The 18,138-nt window shown below is 56.6% G+C and carries 19 protein-coding genes; 2 read left to right on the top strand and 17 right to left on the bottom strand.

Annotated elements, in window-relative coordinates; all coding sequences use genetic code 11:
- From DPEP_RS12730 to DPEP_RS04990, 11 genes are all read right to left on the bottom strand, one after another.
- On the bottom strand, window positions 1-1,050 hold the full coding sequence (locus DPEP_RS12730; protein ID WP_005660148.1) for an HlyD family secretion protein: 1,050 nt from the start codon (window positions 1,048-1,050) through the stop codon (window positions 1-3).
- On the bottom strand, window positions 1,047-3,224 hold the full coding sequence (locus DPEP_RS05035) for a TolC family protein (RefSeq protein ID WP_198003039.1): 2,178 nt from the start codon (window positions 3,222-3,224) through the stop codon (window positions 1,047-1,049). The genes DPEP_RS12730 and DPEP_RS05035 overlap by 4 nt, the downstream gene beginning before the upstream one ends.
- 146 nt (window positions 3,225-3,370) lie before the next feature.
- On the bottom strand, window positions 3,371-3,841 hold the full coding sequence (locus DPEP_RS05030; RefSeq protein WP_050771300.1) for a cytochrome c biogenesis CcdA family protein: 471 nt from the start codon (window positions 3,839-3,841) through the stop codon (window positions 3,371-3,373).
- A gap of 103 nt (window positions 3,842-3,944) precedes the next feature.
- Window positions 3,945-5,102 carry an ACR3 family arsenite efflux transporter gene (gene arsB, locus DPEP_RS05025; protein WP_005660142.1) on the bottom strand — a complete coding sequence of 386 codons (1,158 nt, stop codon included), beginning with the start codon at window positions 5,100-5,102 and terminating at the stop codon, window positions 3,945-3,947.
- Between the two features lie 36 nt (window positions 5,103-5,138).
- The gene (locus DPEP_RS05020; RefSeq protein ID WP_005660141.1) at window positions 5,139-5,381 is read right to left on the bottom strand and encodes a hypothetical protein; all 243 of its coding nucleotides are present in this window, start codon (window positions 5,379-5,381) and stop codon (window positions 5,139-5,141) included.
- A 14-nt stretch (window positions 5,382-5,395) separates the two neighbouring features.
- Entirely contained in the window at window positions 5,396-5,833 is a 438-nt protein-coding gene (locus DPEP_RS05015; RefSeq protein ID WP_005660140.1) for an arsenate reductase ArsC, read from the bottom strand.
- 27 nt (window positions 5,834-5,860) lie between these two features.
- Window positions 5,861-7,024, bottom strand: a complete 1,164-nt coding sequence (locus DPEP_RS05010) for a permease (RefSeq protein ID WP_005660139.1) — start codon at window positions 7,022-7,024, stop codon at window positions 5,861-5,863.
- Window positions 7,025-7,119: 95 nt separating this feature from the next.
- Complete coding sequence (locus tag DPEP_RS05005) at window positions 7,120-7,356, bottom strand: thioredoxin family protein (RefSeq protein WP_005660138.1); 237 nt, start codon at window positions 7,354-7,356, stop codon at window positions 7,120-7,122.
- A gap of 15 nt (window positions 7,357-7,371) precedes the next feature.
- Window positions 7,372-7,656 (bottom strand): ArsR/SmtB family transcription factor, encoded by a 285-nt coding sequence (locus tag DPEP_RS05000; RefSeq protein WP_005660137.1) that lies wholly within the window; start codon window positions 7,654-7,656, stop codon window positions 7,372-7,374.
- A 281-nt stretch (window positions 7,657-7,937) separates the two neighbouring features.
- Window positions 7,938-8,339: an RpnC/YadD family protein gene (locus tag DPEP_RS13385; protein ID WP_198003038.1), complete on the bottom strand. Its 402-nt coding sequence runs from the start codon at window positions 8,337-8,339 to the stop codon at window positions 7,938-7,940.
- A gap of 23 nt (window positions 8,340-8,362) precedes the next feature.
- Window positions 8,363-8,911 carry a DJ-1 family glyoxalase III gene (locus tag DPEP_RS04990; protein WP_005660133.1) on the bottom strand — a complete coding sequence of 183 codons (549 nt, stop codon included), beginning with the start codon at window positions 8,909-8,911 and terminating at the stop codon, window positions 8,363-8,365.
- Between the two features lie 221 nt (window positions 8,912-9,132).
- Between DPEP_RS04990 and panB the strand changes: the two genes are divergently transcribed.
- Window positions 9,133-10,005 (top strand): 3-methyl-2-oxobutanoate hydroxymethyltransferase, encoded by an 873-nt coding sequence (gene panB / locus DPEP_RS04985; RefSeq protein ID WP_005660131.1) that lies wholly within the window; start codon window positions 9,133-9,135, stop codon window positions 10,003-10,005.
- A 29-nt stretch (window positions 10,006-10,034) separates the two neighbouring features.
- A complete protein-coding gene (locus DPEP_RS04980) occupies window positions 10,035-10,889 on the top strand; it encodes an alpha/beta hydrolase family protein (RefSeq protein ID WP_005660129.1) in 855 nt (284 codons plus the stop codon).
- Between the two features lie 210 nt (window positions 10,890-11,099).
- On the opposite strand, the gene arcC is transcribed toward DPEP_RS04980, so the two are convergent.
- The 6 genes from arcC to DPEP_RS04950 form a co-directional block, all read right to left on the bottom strand.
- Entirely contained in the window at window positions 11,100-12,044 is a 945-nt protein-coding gene (arcC, locus tag DPEP_RS04975) for a carbamate kinase (protein ID WP_005660127.1), read from the bottom strand.
- Between the two features lie 20 nt (window positions 12,045-12,064).
- Complete coding sequence (locus DPEP_RS04970; RefSeq protein WP_005660125.1) at window positions 12,065-13,423, bottom strand: dihydroorotase; 1,359 nt, start codon at window positions 13,421-13,423, stop codon at window positions 12,065-12,067.
- Window positions 13,424-13,472: 49 nt separating this feature from the next.
- The gene (locus DPEP_RS04965; protein WP_005660123.1) at window positions 13,473-14,390 is read right to left on the bottom strand and encodes an ABC transporter permease; all 918 of its coding nucleotides are present in this window, start codon (window positions 14,388-14,390) and stop codon (window positions 13,473-13,475) included.
- Complete coding sequence (locus tag DPEP_RS04960) at window positions 14,387-15,469, bottom strand: ABC transporter permease (protein WP_005660121.1); 1,083 nt, start codon at window positions 15,467-15,469, stop codon at window positions 14,387-14,389. The genes DPEP_RS04965 and DPEP_RS04960 overlap by 4 nt, the downstream gene beginning before the upstream one ends.
- Complete coding sequence (locus DPEP_RS04955; protein ID WP_005660119.1) at window positions 15,462-16,976, bottom strand: ABC transporter ATP-binding protein; 1,515 nt, start codon at window positions 16,974-16,976, stop codon at window positions 15,462-15,464. Before DPEP_RS04955 ends, DPEP_RS04960 begins: the two co-directional genes overlap by 8 nt.
- A 62-nt stretch (window positions 16,977-17,038) precedes the next feature.
- Window positions 17,039-18,037 carry a BMP family protein gene (locus tag DPEP_RS04950; RefSeq protein ID WP_005660118.1) on the bottom strand — a complete coding sequence of 333 codons (999 nt, stop codon included), beginning with the start codon at window positions 18,035-18,037 and terminating at the stop codon, window positions 17,039-17,041.
- Between the last annotated feature and the right edge of the window lie 101 nt (window positions 18,038-18,138).

Raw genomic sequence — 18,138 nt, 5'->3', positions numbered from 1 at the left:
TCACCTCCAGGGGAAGTGGAATCCCCAGTGAATCTTCACCGGGAGTCCCTCCACCATCAGATTCAAGGGTATGGGAGAATCGGTCTTAAGATAGACCTGAACGGTCTGCTTACCCTCGGAAAACGGCTCGGCCAAAGCGGAGGGCAGAGGCCCGGCGATGACCGGTCTGCCTTCGGGATCGGCCTCCATGACGGTACCTCCGGGAAACCTTACCCTCGCCGGAGATTCCAGGTCTATCATGCTGAGATATCTTGGATCGACGAAAGCAACCACCGACACGGAGTCGGGATCACCTAAAGTGGCTACGGGAGCCCCCTGAGCCACCGTCTGCCCTTCCTCGGCGTAAAGATCCAGGACCACACCCGGTATAGGAGACAGGATCGTCAGTTCGCCCTGGCTCTCCTCCATGGCTCCAAGCTCCGCCTCTATCTGGGCCAGCCTAACGGCGTTTTGGGGGATGTCGACCGTCGCGGAGGCCACCTCCAGATCTGCCTGAGCCCTTATGACATCTCCCTCGGCCCTAACCACCTTGCCCCGGGCCTCGTTCAGCTCCGCCCTGGTGGCTGCCCCTCTTTCAAAAAGCCACTGCACCTGTCTCAGAACATCCCTCTCTCCGTCGAGCACCTTTCCAGCCAGAGCCAGGCTCTTCTTTAAAGAACCTTCCTGAGCCAACTGAGGAACCTGGGCCAATATGGCCCGTCTCTCCGCTATAAGAGGAGCCTTACGGGCCTCCAACATCGGTTCGACAACTTTGGCGATGAGATCGCCCGACGAGATCTCCTGCCCTCTCAGAACCGGCAGCTCCGTCACCAATCCCGGTCTGGGGCAGTTGACCGACACCTTCTCCATGAAGACGACTCCCGGAGAGGAGGCCCAGAGAAAGCCCAACCCGACCCTGAAGAAGAAAAACAGAAGCGGAGAGGACACCAGCAAAACCACGAAGTACCAACGCCAGCGGGGAAAGGCCCTTCTGGCCGGAGCGTATTCTACCTTTATATCCCCCTCTCTGTTGGGATCCTTGCTCTTCTTGGGAGAAAAGGTGACCTTCATCGTACCGCCTCCTTATAGTCCAGCCACGCCTGGACGATGAATCCCCGGAAATTCGAGCGATCGAAACGCTCGTCGTAGTAGGAAAGTCGGCTCCACATGGCGGACCTGCCCAGAGAGCCGTAGCTTTCCTTCGTCGAGAGAACCTTCTCTATGCTCTGGGCCAGAGAGATGTGGAGATCTCCGTTTGCTCTCAATATGGCTCCGAACCTCCGGGCCACCAGTTCGGCATCGGTGGAATAGAGCATCACCGCCACCTCCTCCGGGTTCAGCTTCGCCAACTTAGGACCGAAAAACGACCGTAGATCTCCCTCGAGATACCTGGGATGTACCGACAGGGATATGGGCAGATCGGTAACGCCGTCTATCAACTCCAGGGTCCTGATCAGCTCTCCGGCCAGCTCTATCCGTCTGCTCGCCGCTCCCGGTATGGAGTCGGGCTCCAAGTCGAGATGGAGTCCGTCGAACTCGAAGGGTGCGAAAAACCTCACCAGATTTGCCAGCTCGACCCTGTGCTCCGGAAGTATCCAGCTCGGGTCCCCCAACAGAAGGTCCATCCTCACTCCCCTGCTATCGGAAGCCCTGAGCAAGGCTCTGAGGGAAGCTCTGGCCCTTTCGCTTTTCTTCAAAGCCCTGACCTCGCCTGAATTGAAGGAAAGAAGCACCCTGTCGAATCCCTCTTCTATCAGACGATCGAGCTCGGAGCCTCTGGTACCACTGTTCAAAAGAGGTTCGGCCTTCCATACATAGACCGACGCCGAGGGCTTTTTAGCCGCATCGGCCTTCGGGGTGATCTCGACCGGTCTCGGGACAGGCCTGCTTTCGATCGTTTTAGGACCGTCGCCCAGCCAGGAGGGGTCCAGAATATAACTGTTTTCCTCGAACAGCCTCAGGGGATAGGCCCTCTCCTCCGGGGCGGAGGGAACGAACCGTCCCATCTCCACCAGTGCCTGCAACGCCAGAAGCTGGGCGTCCATGAGGTCCAATGCGGATCTCAGATAATCGTAACGGCTTCTCTGGAGGGCCTCCAAGGTGTCGCCGGCGATACGGCCGTGTCTGAGACCGTTCTGTCTGACCGCCTCGGCCGCCCCTCTGGCCCTAGTGACCCCGAAGCGAACCGATCCTAGGGCGTACTCCAGAAGATACTGGGAGTCTATAAGCTCTCCGTCCAGCCTTATGCGGTCCAGAAGGTCCTCCGCCCGGCGGCGTTCAAGATCGGCGCTGGCGGCCAGAAAGGTCTCGTCCTCTTCGGAGCTCAAACTTCCGAAAGGCTCCAACAGGTTTACCCCTATATAGGCCCCCGCTCCGGTTGCCCCGGGGAAATCCCGTCCGGTAGTAATCCCTACCTCGACCGATCCCTCTCTGCCCAACCTTTCCGACAGACCTAGAATCCTTCGATAGAGTTGTTCCCTTTCCTCCTGGTAGCGAACTCCGGCCAGATGCTTCACCGACAGAAGCTCTCCGAAACCATTCCCGTCCCAATCCGGCAGGGTAGGCTTCATGACCTCGTCTCCCACGGTCCAGGAACGGCCGGTGGCCTCCCTTATGAACTGAACCGCCTGAGCCTGGGTCCTTCGAGAGGCTATACGATCCCTCAAGACCAAATCGTAGGCGGAGGAGAACTCCAACCTGTCCGATTCCAACAATAGACCGTCCTGGGTCCTGTCTGTCAGGGCAGCCTCTACTTTCTCCCTATTTGCCAGAAAGGCATCCATGAGCTTCCTCTTGCCGATCTCGCCCCATAGAACTATATAGGCCTTTCTAAGGGCCGTCACGTTAACCTCCGTGACCCTCTCGGCGGAGATACGACCCTCCATAGAACGAAGCTTAGCCTGTAGCAGACCTATCTTCTCCTTGTTCCAGGTCCCGAGAATGGGAAATGTAACTCCGGCCCTGAAGGTCAGCTTTCCGTAGGAGATCTTCTCCTCCGACGTCTCCGAGGCCGGTTCGTGGCTGTAGCCATAGTTGACCCCGGCGAATAGTTTCGGCCCCATCTCCTGGAGAACGGACCTCTCCAGATGTTCGTCCCTGGCGAGGGAGTGCAGGGCGGCAAGGACCTCTGGACCCTGGCTAACCATCGTCTCCAACTCCGCCAGACTCGGCAGAGGCAGCCCTTCCGCCGCTAAAGAAGGACCAGGCTGCACCAAAAGACATAAAACCAAAATAAAAACGCTCAACAGACGAAAAACCAAGACAGCCCCCCCCATCCGCTATTTATATCAAGTCTTTTTATAAGTATAAAGCCTTGAATGAAATAAACGAAGGGACCCGAGTTAGGATCCCTTCGCTTAAAGTACGTCAACATACTGGCGAAATGTAGATTTTAAAAACCCATGTAAAACAGGGCAAATGATATCAGCAAAGCACCTATGCCCAGACAGTATTTCAAAGCAGAGCTGAATACACCGTATTTTTTGCTTGCCATGAGTTTAGATGCGAATCCTACCGATGTCCCTGCGGCAAGAACTAAGATACTGTGCCCCAGTGAATATAGCAGCAAAAGCATGACGCCATGTCCGATATCCCCGCTTCCAGCTACGATACTCAACAGGACAACCAAAACAGGCGTAGCACAGGGAGAGGAAAAGAGCCCTCCTAAAACTCCTGCCAGAAAGGCCCCGATATACCCTGTCTTCGTGTTTTTTGACAGTAGGTGCGTCGAGGGCAGAAAATTAAAAATATCCATGACCTGTAGGCCCATCAGCAACATGATGATGACTATCGCCATAACTTTGATCAATGTTTTTTGTCCGATATATACAGTCTGGTGTTGTGATCCATTCGATTTGATCATCCTTTGCTTGATGTCTTTGGCTGCTCGATAAAATAATGAGAACCATACAAAGAGGGGGCGAAGAAAAAACTGTCCTCCGTCCCCTCTTTGCGGAATATCGCTTTTACTTTTTAAACCAGTGCTGGGTTCTGAGACAGAACCGGACCAGCATGAGCATTACCGGAACCTCTATCAGAACCCCCACCACCGTAGCCAGAGCCGCCCCGGAGGACAGGCCGAAGAGCATAGTCGCTGTGGCGATTGCTACCTCAAAGTGGTTGGAGGCCCCTATCATAGCCGCAGGAGCGGCGTCCCTATAGGACAGCCCCATAAATTTCGCCGCGGCGTATCCCAAGGCGAAGATGAGGATCGTCTGGATGAACAGGGGAATAGCGATCCACAGTATAGTCATGGGATTTTGTACGATAACCTTTCCCTTGAAGGAGAACAGCAAAACCAGAGTCGCAAGCAGGGCCACGATGGTGATCGGCGTCAGAACGTGGAGGAATTTTTCCTCAAACCACATCTTGCCTTTGGTCGTCAATATCCACTTTCTGGAAAAGTATCCCGCCAGAAGGGGCAGGGCGACGTAAATCCCTATAGAGAGGAGCAGCGCCTGCCAGGGAACCGGAAGCCTTCCCACTCCCAGAAGGACCCCCCCCAAAACTCCGTATAACACCAACATGGTCAGTGAGTTTATGGCCACCATGACCAGGGTCAGACCATCGTTGCCCTTGGAGAGAAACCCCCATACCAACACCATAGCGGTACATGGGGCTATCCCCAACAGAATTGTCCCCGCCAGGTAGCTCCTCCATAGGGGGATCTGGAGCATCTTTATCCCCTCCGACATTACCACCGTCCCCGCCCCGTGAGAGGAGCCTACTGCTAGATCGAGTCCGAAGGGCATCTTCACCAGGTCCATGGCATCGGGACCGATAAAACCCTTAAAGGCAAAACCCAGAAAGAACAGGGCTATTCCGTACATGGAAAAAGGCTTTATGCCCCAGTTTATGAACAGTGTCAGCCCCACTGGTTTGACGCTCTTTCCGGCCTTTATGACCTCGTTAAAATCTATTTTTACCATGATAGGGTACATCATGGCGAATAGGCATATGGCTATAGGGATGGACACCACCGGTGCCCCGTTTACCGTGATCGCCATTCCGTCTAGGGTCGACGCCAGGTTGGGGGCGACCTTTCCTAAGGCTATCCCTCCCAAGATGCACAGTCCCACCCATAGGGTTAGGTACCTCTCGAAAATCGATATCCCTTTTGCCATCTTCTCTCTCCTCTCTCCAACGGGATGGGGGCTAAACTAGCAACAGTCTCCTTTACAGCAACAACCTGATTTCATCGATTTGATGGATGGCAGATAGGCGTCTATTATGGCCTGAACGTCCTCCTTGCAGTCGCACCGGTCGCTCTGACCGGAGGCCGCCGCTATGACGTCCTCCACCGTCTCCGCTCCGGAGGCCAAGGCCTTAACCACGTCCCTTTTCGTCATGTTGCAGCTCTCGCATACAACCGTATCCTGAGGTGCTTTTTTCCAGTCTTCCATTCTCTTTACCCTCCTTAAATATTATCCGCTATTTCCGGTAACCCTTCAACGAAGGCCTTTATCTCGTCTCTGACCTTTCGGTAGAAGTCCAACGCCTCTTCTTCGTCCTCGGTCTTCCTGGCTAGAGTTGGAGGATCCTCAAAGCCAGAGTGGATAGTCTTTGTGTTCCCCGGAAACACCGGACAGGTTCCTTTGGCTTTGTCGCACACCGTTATCACCAGGTCGATCGGGGAGTCGAAAAACTCGGTGACACTCTTTGATCTGTATCCCGATATATCCACCCCAGCCTCGGCCATCACCGCAATTGCCCTAGGGTCCAGACCGTGGGGGGCGGATCCCGCCGATAGGGGCTGGAATCGATTTCCCCATATGTGGTCGGTCCAGCCCTCGGCCATCTGGCTCCTACAGGAGTTACCTGTACAGAGGAAAAGTATAGTCGGTTTATCTCTCATCTCTTCATCCCTCCGTTATCGGTGTTTTTAGGCTACGTAGCCGAATAAGATCCCTATTACTGTGGACATCACCACCACCAAACTGACGTAGACGACGGTCTTTTTTGTCCCTATGACGCTTCTTATGACCAGCATATTCGGCAGTGATAGGGCCGGTCCTGCCAGGAGAAGGGCGAGAGCGGGGCCCTGTCCCATTCCCGAGCCCAGAAGTCCCTGGAGTATGGGGACCTCGGTGAGGGTGGCGAAGTACATAAAGGCCCCGGATATTGCGGCGAAAAAGTTAGCCCCGATGGAGTTGCCGCCGACCAGAGAAGCGACCCACTGGCTCGGTATAAGTGCCTCGTGTCCTGGCCGTCCAAGCAGGAACCCCGCCACCAACACTCCCCCAAACAATAGGGGCAACACCTGAAGAGAGTAGCCGAAGGTGGAGTCCATCCATTCCTGTCTATCGTCCTTTTTGAACCACAGAAAGGTCGACCCCAGTGTCGACAGGAACGCAGCGGCAGCTACGTACCATTTAACCGAGTATATGCTTTCCCATACCCCTCCTGGAACCTTGGGAGCGGCCCAGTTGGCGAAGACCAAAAATACCACCATGCTCGCCATGTGCCAGACGGTCTTCCACAGAGCCCTCTCGGACCCGTCGTCGGGAAGCTGGGCGAAGCCCTTCTGCCTTTCCTCCTCCTCGCCACGGAATATAAAGGCCATACATATTCCGATTAGCACCGAGAACACGACCGCCCCTAAGGCTCTCGCCAGTCCCAGCTTGAAGCCCAAGACCCTGGCTGTGAGGATGATGGACAGTACGTTTATGGCAGGGCCGGAGTATAGAAACGCCGTGGCGGGCCCAAGTCCTGCCCCTCTTTTGTAGATTCCCGCAAAAAGGGGAAGAACCGTGCAGGAACACACCGCCAGTATCGTCCCGGATACCGCCGCAACCGAGTAGGCCACCCATTTTTTAGCCTGGGCCCCGAGATATTTCATGACAGCCTGCTGGCTGACAAAAACAGAAATGGCTCCCGCTATGAAAAACGCTGGCACCAAGCAAAGCAGCACATGCTCCTGGGCGTACTCGTGGAGCATCGCCAGTGCCTCCACCGCTCCGGAACGGACCCCTGGAGATTCTATGGGAAGCCAGTAGGCCAGGGCAAAGACCGCTAAAATCCATGTAAATTTGCTTTTATCGTTCAACAACAACCCTTCTTTCCAGAACTTTTAGTCGATTATGTGACAAAAAAGCCACGCTATTTGTCCTTATAAAGGCCCCTAAAGGGGCCTGAATTTTGTTACAGGGCTTTGGATATAAGGTTCTTTGTCGCCTCAAGGGAGGGAATTTTGCCTACAGAGACAACTTTATCGTTGACGACCAATCCCGGGGTTCCCGTCACCCCGAACTCCAGGATATCGGCGATATCGGTTACCTTCTCCATGGAGTACTCCAATCCCAGTTCCTTTGTGGCCTCTTCCGCCAGCTTTTTGCACTTTGCACAGCCTGTTCCCAGTATCTGAATTTTAACGGTCATTATAATTACCTCCTGTCAAGAAATAGGTCCACATTGCCCCGAATCGATGCACTCTATCATGTCCAATACGCAGCAGAGGGCCACGGAATAGAGTATCCACTGGCCTTCCTTTCGGTCTTTCAGTACTCCGGCGTCTTTAAGTACCGCCAGGTGTTTGCTGACGGTGGTCCTGTCCGAGTCGAACCACTGGGCTATCTTACAGGCACATTCCTCGCCATGCCCCAACCTTCGGACAACCTCAAGCCTCAGAGGATGGCTCAACGCCTTGAAGATAGCCGCTGTCCTGTCTTTCTCTGTCATAAGACGCCTCCTCTCAATTCAATGTGGCGATTTTACCACGCAACGTTTTTTGACGCAAGATCCCAATCTTAAAAGGTGAGAACTTGACTATAGGGAGCCTCTAAAAACGCTCATACTCTCGAGGACTACCGCCAAGTTTCACCTCAAGCAAATGCACGAAAGATATTGTACGTTATCCACTCGTCTCTGAGATATCCCACACCGCGGAAGATCTACTTCGGATCGGACAATGCAGAAGAAATAGGAGGCCCGATCGGGCCTCCTATTTCTTCACCATAAAATTATCCGTCCGTTTCGGCTCTGTACCTATCGGGGTTTTGGCTCATGTCTCTTACTTTATCGATGTCCAGACCGGTCAATTCACTGATGGTTTCGAGATCCATGCCCTTTTCGATCATCCTCATTGCTGTACGAGCAAGAGCTTTCCGTAACCCTTCCTGTCTGCCCTTTTCCATTCCCTCTCTGCGACCTCTGTGTATTCCTTTTCTAAGCCCCTCTTTTTCCCAGGCCTTTGTCCAATCTCTTACCTTTTCCGCAAGCATGGTATCCACCTCCAGCAGATCGTTATAGGCCGAGAAATCCCTGTCTGGGATCCTCCTGGGGAGCAACACTCCCCTCAAAAAAACCGTAAAGGATCTCCGTATTTTTGTGTGTTCCGGCATCTCCAGAGAGCTGTCTTCCATGGTGTGCCGAGGTGGATAAACTCTCACCGCACCAACGGAATCAAAAAGGCCTTCGCAACCTCGTCGGCAACTTCCTTTCCCCTCAGGATCTCCAGGAGCCTCAGTGCGAAAAACGGGGTCACGGCAGGGCCCTTGGCGGTGGTTATGTGACCGTCGGTCTCGACCATGTCGGAACCTATCGTGGCGTCGGTGAGCCATGACTCCATGCCAGGGTAGCACACGGCCCTTCGTCCTTTGAGAATTCCCGCCTTGCCGAACACCGCCGGAGCCGCGCATATGGCGGCCAGCTTTTTGCCCTCCGAATCATAACGGACCACCAGATCCAGCAGTCCCTGGTGCTCCGTATAAGCCACGGTTCCGCCAGGAACCACCAGCATATCGAAGGGACGGTCCACCACATCGTCGAAAAGGGCGTCCGCCGTGACCGGCACGCCGTGCTTGCCCTTGACGGTCATGCATCCTGTCAGGGACGTCGTGGTCACGTCCACATCTCCCCTTCGCAGTATGTCCACCGTCGTGAGGGCCTCGGTCTCCTCGAAACCGTCCGTCAGAAAAACCGCAACTTCGATCATCGTGGATCACCTCTCATACAGTTTTAGGCAGCCATCTAAACCGCCATCTCCTATCATACTACCGGATTCATCTGCCAACCACGGATGAAAAAGGCGATCGCTCCGTTCGGATACCTATTTTGTCGGCAAAGAGCCTTTTTTCGCAGTTGACCGAATTAAGCGAAAGGCATATATTCCTGTTACCCCTAGTAGGTAATTTGGAAACGTGAGGAGGAACCGACATGGCTAAGAAGAAGACCCGATTGGACTTTGTGAAAATGAAGAGAGAGGGAGAAAAGGCGACCTGGATAACCGCCTACGATTTCCCTACCGCTTCCTTCGCCCAGCAGGCCGGGATGGACATGATCCTGGTTGGAGATTCCATGGGTATGGTGTTGCTAGGCTACGACGGCACCGTTCCCGTCACCATGGAGGAATGCCTGATACATTGCCGGGCGGTCCGCCGGGGAGCCCCCGACCTGTGGTGCATGGGAGATATGCCCTTCGGTTCATACCAGGTATCCGATGAGGACGCCGTGATCAACGCCATACGGTTCCTGAAGGAGGCCGATATGGACTGCGTCAAGCTGGAGGGAGGCCGCAGGGTCTGCTCCAGGATCAAGGCCATAACCGACGCGGGCATTCTCGTATGCGGCCATATAGGGCTGACGCCTCAGAGCTCCGGACAGCTCGGCGGCTTCAAGGCCCAGGGAAGGGACCCGGAAAGCGCCAGAGAGCTTATAAAAGACGCCATCGCGGTACAGGACGCCGGAGCCTACGCCCTTCTGCTGGAGGCGGTTCCGCCGGAGCTCACCGAGTTCATAGCCAAAAAACTGGAGATACCCGTCTACTCCATAGGTGCCGGAGCTCCCTGCGACGGACAGCTCATAATCTGCGGCGACATGCTGGGGCTGTTCCAGGCCTTCACTCCCAAGTTCGTCAAGAAATACGCCAACGTAGCCGAGGTGGAAATAGCCGCCTTCAAGGAATACGTCCAGGACGTAAAGAAAGGCCGTTTCCCCACGGACGACCACGTCTACCACATTCACGAGGGAATGGAGGAAGAATTCCAGTCCATGCTGAGAGAGTTCGACCTGCCCAAGGGAGTGGTTTGACGTTAGAGGGGGCGCAAAGGAGAGAGAGTATGAGTTTCAACTGCATCTGTAAAGATCCTGAATTTCCCGACCTCAGATATCCGGCCGATCTGCTGGACCTGACCATACCCAGCCACGGAAGCGACCTGTACGGAATAATGTACACTCCTCAGGGAAGAGGTCCCCATCCCACGGCTTTGATACTGCACGGATTCCCCGGAAGCGAGCAGAACGTGGACCTGGCGCAGATCCTCAGGAGAGGCGGCTTCAACTCGGTCGTGTTTCACTACAGAGGTTCGTGGGGCAGCGAGGGAAATTTTTCCTTCGAACACGTCCTGGAGGACTCCAGGGCTGCGGTAGAATATCTCATGGATCCAATCAACAGGGAAAGATACATGATAGATCCCTCCAAGTTCGTCCTGATCGGCCATAGCATGGGAGGATTCGCCGCCCTGATGACCGGGGCGGCGATGGCCGAGGTCGACAGGATAATAGCCATAGCTACCTACAACCTGGGAGCGGTGGCGAAGGAAAGGCAACGGGAGAACAGGGACGAAAGGTACGCAAAGGACATCTACGAGATGTTCATAAACTGCACCAGGCCGCTCAAGGGAACCAGCCCGGAATCTCTTCTGGACGAGATAAAGGAGAAAGCCAAGGATTGGGATCTAAGAGACCTGGCACATCGCCTCAAGGGCAAAAAACTGCTGACCATAGCCGGATCCAGAGACGACGTGTCTCACCTGGAGATACACCACAACCCCCTGATGACGGCGCTTAGAAAGGCGGGAGTGACCACGGCAAAGGACGTGGTGATGACCACCTCCCACTCGTTTCACGACAAGAGGATAGCCCTGGCGGAGGCGATCCTTAAGTGGCTGAGCTCGGATATACCGATACGCTGAAAGACAGAGGAGGCCCGACCGGGCCTCCTCTTTTTAGGGCTTAAATCCATCGTTAGAGTACATAGAAGCTGATCTTTATTGATCTATATTTCGAGGCTGAACGCTCCCCTGGTCGTCACACCGATCGGGATACCTTCGAAACACATAGAGGCCGACGTCCTGCAGGACGTCGGCCTCTATGTTGAGATTCTATTTTATGTTCGGCTTAGATCAGTTCTTGACTATCTGGGTTCCCTCGGTGCCTTCCAGAGCCTCCAGGGCCTGGTCCAGGCTGGCTATCACCGCTCGGGATCCTCCGTTCATCACGAAGGCCATGGCGGCGGATACCTTGGGGCCCATCGATCCGGCCTTGAAGTGTCCCTCAGACTGGTAGACCTTCATCTCGTCTATGGTCACCTTGCCCAGCCATTCCTCATCGGGGGTTCCGTAACGAAGGGCCACCTTGGGTACGTCGGTCAGGATCATGAAGAGGTCCGCGTCCACCTGCTGGGCGAGAAGCTCTCCGGCCAAGTCCTTGTCTATGACCGCCTCGACTCCGCCGTAGCCCCCATCGGAGCTCTTCACCACGGGAATGCCGCCTCCGCCGGAGGCCACCACGACGTAGCCGTTGTCGGCAAGCTCCCTGATTGCTTTGCGCTCCACTATGTTGATGGGCTTCGGCGAGGGAACCACCCTTCTCCATCCTCTTCCGGCGTCCTCTATCCAGCTCTCGCCGGAGGATTCGATACGGGCTTTGGCCGTGGCCTCGTCGTAGAAGGGACCCACCGGCTTGGTCGGGTTCGCGAAGGCGGGATCCTCCGAGGACACCTCCACCTGGGTCACTATGCAGACCGGCTCTTTATCCAGGCCGTGAGCAATCAGGGCCTTCTTGAACTCCTGGACGAACATGTAGCCTATGAACCCCTGGCTCTCGGCTCCGCACACGTCCATCGGCATGGCCGGCACGCTGCCCCTGCCCGCCTCGTTCTGGATCAGTATGGCTCCGACCTGAGGTCCGTTGCCGTGGGTCAGCACTACCTCGTAGCCCGCCTCTATCATCTTGACTATCTGTGCCACCGTCTTGCGGACGTTCTCCCTCTGATCCGCTTCCGTTCCCTTCTGCCCTCTCTGAAGGATCGCGTTTCCGCCCAACGCCACGACAACTCTTTTACTCATGTTATATCCTCCCGTTCAAATTAGTCTCTCGTATTTCGGAAGAGGTATTTACCCCGTCCGGGCTCGCAGAGATGCCGCCCTTCCGAGTAGATAATCTCTCCCCGGGCCACGGTGGTAATCACCCGACCCTGTATCTCCATCCCCTCGTAGGGGGAGAAGTCCACCTTCATGTGCAGATCCTCGGCCCTCGCCGTCCACCGGGCCTCTGGGTCGAACAGAACCAGATCGCCGTCGTAACCGGGAGCCAGCCTACCCTTGCTCTTCAATCCGTATCTCTCCGCCGGAGCCTGGGACATGATGACCGGAAGCGTCTCCAGAGGGATCCGCCCCGTCGCCACCCCTCCCGAGTAGATCAGGGGAAGTGACGTCTCCACCCCGGGAAGCCCGTAGGGGAGGTCGGAGAAGGAGCCCTTCCAGGCCTTCTGCTCCGACGTGAAGGGACAGTGATCGGTGGCGACGAAGTCCAGAGCGCCGTATCCCAGACAACCCCAGAGGTATTCGCCGTCGTCCTCGCCTCTCAGGGCCGGACTGGCCGAGTAGAGATGGCCGTCTTCTCTCCGGTAGACCTGGTCGGTGAGGTAGAGATACTGGGGACAGGTCTCGGCAGTGATGTCGAGCCCTCTCATTCGGGCCGCCTCTATTCTGGAGGCCCCCAGAGCGGAGCTGACGTGTACCACGTGGACCGAGGCTCCCGTCACCTCGCCGTAGAATGCCACCTGATCTATGGCAGCCCCCTCGCAGATGTCCGGTCTGGTCCTGCTCAGGGCCGTCATGGACGATTTTTCGTCGTCGGACAGCTCGGCAGTCAGGGATCTTATGAGGTCGTCGTCCTCGGCGTGGACCACCGCCACGGCTCCGGTCTCGGCTATTTTGGAGAAACAGCGATAGAGAGCTCCGCTGTCGGACCGGCGTCCCGAGTCGCCGTAGGCGGTGAAGAACTTGAAGCTGGTAACGCCTTTTTCGACCGCCGAGGGTATCTCGTTTTCCCTGCCGGAGGTCCATCCGACCATCTCGCAGTGGAAGCCGTAGTCTATCACCGACGGCTCCGCCGTCTCCAGCCTGGCGTCTATATCCTGAACCAGATCGGTCCGGGGGCTTCCAACGGTGAAGTCGACCATGGAGGTAACTCCCCCCGCCGCCGCCGCCATGCTGCCGGACAGAAAATCGTCGCTGGACCGGTCTCCCCTTACCGGAAGAGCCATATGGACGTGGGCGTCCACCACTCCCGGTAAAACCAAAAGACCGTCGGCGTTCAGTTCTTTTCTGCCCTTTAGTTTAGAACCAACGGCGACGATTACACCTTCATCCACCGCTAAATCGCAGTAGGATAGCCCTTCCGGGGTAACCATCCTGCCGTTTCGCACCACTAGATCATACACTAAAAATCACCTCCGTGGGAGATCGAGTTTATGTTTTTTTCGATTTTTACTACCGCCGCTCCTTCTCGTAGGGAACCCCCAATGTTGTGGGGACGTTGAACCGTTTTCTGGCTACCGTGGCCACTATGGTCAGTATGTAGGGCATGGCTATTAGAAACTCGTTCGGAACGAGGGTTACGCCTGAGGTCTGAAGCTGGATGGCCATGGCGTCGGCAAGTCCGAACACCAGAGCTCCCACCAGGACCCCCATGGGGTTCCAGTTTCCCAGGAAACATATGGCAAAGGCTATCCATCCTCGACCGCCGATTATGTCGTTGGTGTACATGCCCAGAAATCCCAGCGAGTAGAACGCCCCTGCCAGGCCGTCCAATGCGCCTGCGGCCAGGACCGCGCCGAGACGTACCGTCTCCACCTTTATTCCGGCGGCGTCCACTGCCTCGGGGTTTTCACCGGTTGAACGCAGTATCAGCCCGAGCTGGGTTTTATAGAGTATCCAATAGCCGACGGGGATGAGAGCCCAGGCCAGATAGGTGAGAACGTTTTGATGGAACAGAGCCTCTCCTATAACCGGTATGGACGACAGCCCCGGTACGGCTATCCTCTCGAGGGGATCCACCGTCAGGGGAAGAAGGGGAACTCCGAAGAAGACTCTGTAGAGGAATATGCCCAGTCCGGCGGCGAAGATGTTTATCGCCGTGCCCGTTACTATCTGATGTTGTTTCAGCTTTACCGTGAAGATCCCGTAGACCAGGGCCGTGGCCATTCCTATGGCCATGGCGGCAAGCAGACCGAGGACCATGCTTCCGGTCGAATATGCGGCCACGAAGCCTCCCCAGGCTCCCAGGAGGAAGATCCCCTCTATGGCGATTATCATGACCCCGGTCCTCTCGGCGTAGACCTCCGCCAGGGCCCCCATCATCAGGGGGGTGCTCATCTGGAGGGCTCCGGCCAGCAGTCCGGTAATCATCGGCGGTCACCTTCCTCTCTGGCCTTTCTCTTGCTCCTGGCGGAGGCCAGCCTTATCTGGAGAGCGTAGGAGAGTATGACGAAGAGCATGACGAATCCCTCCATTATCCCTACGATACTGGCAGGGACCCCGGAGGTCTGAACAGCCAGGTTTCCCCCTACCTGAAGGGCTCCGAAGAGTATCGCAGCCAGCACGATGCCCAGGGGATGGGCGTTTCCCAGTATGGCTATGCCTATTCCCTCCGCTCCCACCATGGGGCTGAATCCCTGCACCAGCATGTGCTGTATGCCGTTGACCTCGGTGAATCCGGCCAGACCGGCGAAGGCTCCGCTCACGGCGAAGACTATAACGAAGATCTTTCCCGAGTCCATTCCGGCGTAACGGGCCGCGTCTCTGTTCATTCCGACCGCCCTTATTCTGTAGCCCAGAGAGGTCCTCCACAGCAGGAACCAGGCGAGGGCCGCCGCTAGCAGGGCCAGGACGAATCCCCAGTGAAGTCTGGTATGAGGGATCAGCTGGGGTATCCAGCTTCCCTCGGATATGACGTCGGTCTGGGGATACTCTCCCTTGGCCTCCCTCAGGGGACCTCGGAGGAGAAAGTTCATCAGAGCCAGAGCGACATAGGTGGACATCATGCTTATGAGAAATTCGCTGGAGTTGAATCTGGCCTTGGCGAATCCCACCAGAGAGGCCCAGGCGCCTCCGGCCGCCGCCGCCAGAAGCACGCACAGAGGCAGCACCAGCCACGAAGACAGGTGTCCCAGCCTGAGAGCGCACCATACCGAGGCGACGCAGCCCAGATAGAACTGTCCCTGAGCCCCTATGTTGAAGAGATTGGCCCTGAAGGCGAATCCGAAGGCCAGCCCCGTGAGTATGAGAGGGGTGGCCTTGGCGAATATGTCCGCCACGTTGTATCCGTCTCGAAAGGCCATGGCGAAGATCCTGCGGTAGACCTCTATCGGATCCGCCCCAAGAAGGGTCATCATTAAGCCGCTGGCAGCAAGACCCATGAACACGGAGAAGAGAGGCCACAAAACCGCTCCGGCTCCCTTTCTCTCGGTGGACTTCATATCAGCCATGGCGCACCTCCTCTATGCCTGCCATCAGAAGGCCGATACGGTCCACGTCGAAGCGGCCTCTGTCGAATATATCCAGAAGCCTGCCCCGATATATGACCCCTATGCGGTCCGAGAGCTTGATCACCTCGGAGAGCTCCGTCGAGAGAAGCAGTATGGCCTTTCCCTTGGCCCTCTCCTCCATGAGGGTGGAGTGGACGTATTCTGTCGCTCCGAGGTCCAGTCCCCTTGTGGGCTGAACCGCCACGAGAAGCCGGGATCCGACCTCTATCTCCCTGGCTATGACCACCTTCTGCTGGTTTCCTCCGGAGAGGGCCTTGGCTTTGGTGGCGGAAGAGGGGGTCTTTACGGAGAACCGCCGGATCATCTCCCCGGCCATCTCGGATATTCGGTCCAGCCGGAGGACCCCGTTTCGTGACAGATCGGAGGAGGAGCTTCCCTTGAGCATCAGGTTTTCCTCCACCGTCATGTCCAGCACCAGTCCGTCTCTGTGTCTGTCCGCCGGGATGTATCCGACCCCCAGGTCTATCATCCGGGAGGCAGGGAGACCGGTAACGTCCAGACCATCGAGGACGATCTTTCCCGAGACTGCCTCTCTGAGGCCGCAGATGGTCTCGGCCAGCTCCTGCTGTCCGTTTCCGCTGACCCCTGCTATTCCGAAGATCTCTCCCTCTCTGACGGTCAGGGACAGGCCGTCCAGGGCCGCGGCCCCCCGGTCGTCCTTCACCGCCAGTTCGCGAACCTCCAGGAGGGGACCGCCGGTGGTCTCGTCTCTGTCGCCGGAGAGGAGTTCCAGATCCCGCCCGACCATCATCCTGGCCAGGTCCATCTCGGTGGAATCGGAGGGAGAGACCGTTCCGACCAGTTTTCCGTCCCTCATGACAGTGACCGAGTCGGCTATGGCCATGACCTCTCCGAGTTTATGAGTTATGAAGATCACCGAGTTTCCCATGGAGGTGAACTCCCTGACGAAACCGAAGAGGTGCTCGGTCTCCTGAGGAGTCAGCACAGCCGTGGGCTCGTCCATGATCAGTATTTTCGCCTTTCGATAAAGGGCCTTCACTATTTCCACCCTCTGCTGCATTCCGACCGGAAGCTGTCTCACCAGTGCGTCCGGCTCAACCTCCAGGCCGTATTTCCCTCCCAGTTCCTCCAGCTCCCGGGATACCCTGCCGAGGTCCAGTCCCGACATGGGAGATCCCAGCCCCAACACCACGTTCTCCGCCACGGTGTGGACCGGCACAAGACTGAAGTGCTGGTGGATCATGCCTATCCCCAGGGCCATGGCGTCCTGAGGGGACTCTATATGGACCACCTGGCCATCCACGGCTATCTCCCCGCCGTCGGGACGGTACATTCCGTAGAGAATCCTCATCAAGGTGGTCTTTCCAGCTCCGTTTTCCCCTAACAGGGCGACGACCTTTCCCGCCGGGACCTTAAGGTCCACGCCGTCGTTCGCCACCGTGCCGGGAAAGTATTTCGTTATTCCCCTGAGCTCGACCGCGGGCATCGCGGACACCTCCTCCACCTGAAATGCCGGGCGAAGAGCGATCTCCGCCCGGCGTCTTTATACTATTTCAGCGACTCGGGGAACTCGGAGGCGAAATAGAGGAGGTTCCCGGAGCTTATGGCCTTCTCTGCCTTCTCTACCTGAGCCCTTACCTCGTCTGGAACCTGGTCCGAGTAGGCCACCTTGACTATGCCCTCGGCGACACCCGCCTGGTTTACCTCGGGGGCCAGGGTTCCGTCCATGAACTTCTCCAGGGTCCATTTATACATGTCGGCGAAGTCGAAGTAGACGCTGGCCACGACGGTGCCCTTGGCTATGTCGTTCTGGTTGCTGGCGAAGCCTACGAACTTGACTCCCTTTTCCTTGGCGGCCTGGATGGCTCCGAGGCCCACCTGGTTGGCGTAGAAGAAGAGGACGTCCGCTCCCTTGTCTATCATGGATGTGGCCATCTGCTTGCCCAGAGCGACGTCGCTCCAGGAATTGGAGTAGGCCCTGTTGGCCTTGGCCTCGGGAGATCCGATGCGGACGCCGTACTCGTAGGTGTTCATCAGACGGACCATCAGTTTGTTCGGGAAGCCTCCGACCATTCCGACCTTGCCTGTCTCGGTGGTGAAACCGGCTATTATCCCGGCCAGGTAGCTGGCCTCGTATTCCTTGGGCAGAACGGGGCGGACGTTCGGTCCCTTGGATACGAGGCCGTTCACGACGCAGAAGACGCTGTCGGGGTATTTGGCAGCCACCCTGTTGGCCGCCTCGTCGAACTGGGTTCCGGCTGCCATTATGAGGTCGTAGCCTCTCTCGGCGTAGTTTCTGAAGGTGGACTCGTAGTCGCTGGCCTGAACGTTCTCGACGTATTCCATGGCCGTTCCGAGCTCTTCGTTGCAGGCCACCAGTCCGGCGTAGTTGGTGGCGTTCCAGCTCTGGTCGTTTATGGGTCCCGGCAGTATCAGGACTATTTTGTGATCTTTCGGGGCCTTGGCCTCCGCCATTGCCGGGGCTATCGCGGCGATGGCTATACAGACAGCCATGAAGAATAGGGCGCATTTTTCGGTGAATCTCATGGATCTCCCTCCTTTTACTGTTCGATAATGGTCTACTTCACGCTCTAGATGGTGCTGCTCTCGATCCGACCTCGGGCGACACCTCCCTTCCCTCGGAAAAG

Source organism: Dethiosulfovibrio peptidovorans DSM 11002, from assembly GCF_000172975.1.
GTDB lineage: Bacteria > Synergistota > Synergistia > Synergistales > Dethiosulfovibrionaceae > Dethiosulfovibrio > Dethiosulfovibrio peptidovorans.
The sequence above is the reverse complement of the archived record's forward strand: the minus strand, read 5'-3'. Positions and strand labels throughout refer to the sequence as shown.